Origin of the sequence: Sphingobium sp. AP50, assembly GCF_900109095.1 — a bacterium.
Classification (GTDB): Bacteria; Pseudomonadota; Alphaproteobacteria; order Sphingomonadales; family Sphingomonadaceae; genus Sphingobium.
On record NZ_FNYZ01000056.1, the window covers coordinates 1 to 2465 of the forward strand.

At 66.2% G+C, this 2465-nt stretch carries 3 protein-coding genes; all 3 read left to right on the forward strand.

What is annotated here, in order from left to right:
* Positions 1 to 375, forward strand: a 375-nt coding sequence (locus tag BMY84_RS28800) for an IS66-like element accessory protein TnpA (RefSeq protein WP_256215511.1), incomplete at its 5' end; no start/stop codon positions are given.
* On the forward strand, positions 372 to 713 hold the full coding sequence (tnpB, locus tag BMY84_RS28805; RefSeq protein ID WP_036524680.1) for an IS66 family insertion sequence element accessory protein TnpB: 342 nt from the start codon (positions 372 to 374) through the stop codon (positions 711 to 713). The genes BMY84_RS28800 and tnpB, both read left to right, overlap by 4 nt.
* A 72-nt stretch (positions 714 to 785) precedes the next feature.
* Complete coding sequence (locus BMY84_RS28810) at positions 786 to 2429, forward strand: IS66 family transposase (RefSeq protein ID WP_093088585.1); 1644 nt, start codon at positions 786 to 788, stop codon at positions 2427 to 2429.
* Positions 2430 to 2465 lie beyond the last annotated feature (36 nt).

Below are 2465 nucleotides of genomic sequence, written 5' to 3' on the forward strand. Positions count from 1 at the left end.
CGGTCGATGGGTCAGATCACGGTGTTTTCCGGGCCGGAGCGGCGTCGCCGTTGGAACGACGAGGAACGGCAGGAGATCCTGAGCGAGGCCTTCGCGCCGGGGGCCTGCGTCGCCGAAGTGGCACGGCGGCATGATGTGTCGACCGCACTGGTCTACACGTGGCGGCGTAAGCTGCGCGATGCTGTCGTCGAGCCCGAACCAGGCGATTTGGCCGCTCCCGGTTTCGCAGCGGCCGTGATGATCGAGGATTTGGACGTCGCTCCTTCCGAACTGCAGCCGGCGATCGTCATCGACCTGGCGCGCGGCAAGCGGATCAGCATTTTTGCCTCGGCATCGCCGGTGCTCGTGGCCGCGGCGTTGAAGGCGTTGCGATGATCCCTTCGGGCGCCCGCGTGTGGATCGCGATGGGGCACACGGATATGAGGAAGGGGATGCAAGGGCTGGCCTTGCTGGTCCAGCAGGGCCTCAAGCGCGATCCCCATGGCGGCGACCTGTTCGTATTCCGCGGGCGGGCTGGCTCTTTGGTGAAGCTCATCTGGCACGATGGTATCGGCATGTCGCTCTACGCCAAGCGGCTCGAGAAGGGGCGGTTCGTCTGGCCGTCGGCCAAGGACGGGATGGTGTCGCTGACAGCCTCGCAACTGGCCTGCCTGCTCGACGGGATCGACTGGCGTAACCCGCAGTATTCCTGGCGTCCGCAGAGCGCCGGATAGGGCGTTTGTTTTCTTCGTCCTTCTCGCATTTTCCGCTTCATTCGGGCGGGTTTCTATGATTCCATCGCGGTCATGGAAGCCACCGTTTCGTCCTCTCCTGACGATATCGAAGCGCTCAAGGCGCTGCTGGCGAGCGCCACCCAGCGGGCCGATGAGGCCGAGGCCAAGCTCGCCAATGCCCATGCTCGGGAGAGCGCCACCGAGGCGGTGATCGCGCACCTCAAGCTGCAGATCGCCAAGCTCAGGCGCGAGCAGTACGGCGCCAGCGCCGAGCGGACCCGGCGGCTGCTCGACCAGATGGAGCTGCAGCTCGAAGATCTCGAGGCCGACGCGGCCGAGGATGACCTTGCTGCCGAGGTCGCGGCCGAGAAGACTGCGACCGTCACCGCCTTCGAACGCAAGCGGCCGGCCAGGAAGCCGTTTCCCGAACACCTGCCGCGCGAGCGGGTCGTCGTGCCGGCTCCGTGCTCTTGCCCGGCCTGTGGCAGAAGCCGGCTGTCGAAGCTCGGCGAGGACGTCACCGAGACGCTCGAGGTGATCCCACGCGCCTGGAAGGTCATCCAGACCGTGCGTGAGAAGTTCTCCTGCCGGGACTGCGAGACGATCACGCAGCCGCCGGCACCGTTCCACGTCGTGCCGCGTGGCTGGGCTGGTCCCAGCTTCCTCGCCATGCTGCTGTTCGAGAAGTATGGACAGCACCAGCCCCTCAACCGCCAGGCCGAGCGCTTCGCCCGCGAGGGCGTGCCGCTAAGCACCTCGACGCTTGCCGACCAGGTCGGTGCCGCCGCCTTAGCGCTGATGCCGATCTATCGGCTCATCGAGGCACACGTCCTCGCCGCCGAGCGATTGCATGGCGACGATACAACCGTGCCGGTCATGGCCAAGGTGAAGACCGATACGGCTCGATTGTGGGTCTACGTGCGCGATGATCGGCCGTTCGCCGGCGCCGATCCGCCCGCGGCTCTGTTCCACTACTCGCGCGATCGGCGCGGCGAACATCCAAGGGCGCATCTCGCATCCTGGTCAGGCATCCTGCAAGCTGACGCCTATGGCGGTTATGGCGAGCTCTATGCTCCCGGTCGCTTGCCTGCGCCTGTGCATGAGGCCGGCTGCTTTGCTCACGCGCGGCGCAAGTTCTTCGAGCTGGCCGACGTCGCCAGCGCAGCCCGCAAAAAGAGACGCGGCGAACATGCCGGCATGATCTACCCGATCGCGCTTGAGGCCGTGCAGCGGATCGATGCGCTGTTCGATGTCGAGCGCGGCATCAACGGCCAGGACGCCGACGAGCGCCTCGCCGTACGCCGCCGATTGAGCGCGCCCCTGATGGCTGAGCTCCACGTCTGGCTGACCAGCCAGCTCGCCAGGCTGTCGCGCAACCACGATCTCGCCAAAGCCATCAATTACATGCTGCGGCGTTGGGATGCCTTCGCCCACTTCCTCACCGACGGGAGGGTCTGTCTGACCAACAACGCGGCAGAACGTGCGCTGCGCTGCGTGCCACTAGGCCGCAAGGCCTGGCTGTTCTGCGGATCCGATCGCGGCGGCCAGCGCGCGGCCATCCTCTACACCCTGATCCAGACTGCTCGCCTCAACGACGTCGATCCGCAGGCCTGGCTCGCGGATGTGCTCGCCCGCATCGCCGAGCATCCGGCCCGCCAACTCGACGAGCTGCTGCCCTGGAAATGGCTGCCAGCAAGGTGCTCGATTGCCACCTGATCAAAGGCTACCTCGCGGCTTTCACCGGATGGTTAC

Excerpts from the sequence above, each read along its gene's own strand:
- tnpB (WP_036524680.1), top strand. The coding sequence starts at position 372 with ATGATCCCTTCGGGCGCCCGCGTGTGGATCGCGATGGGGCACACGGAT.
- BMY84_RS28810 (WP_093088585.1), top strand. The coding sequence starts at position 786 with ATGGAAGCCACCGTTTCGTCCTCTCCTGACGATATCGAAGCGCTCAAG.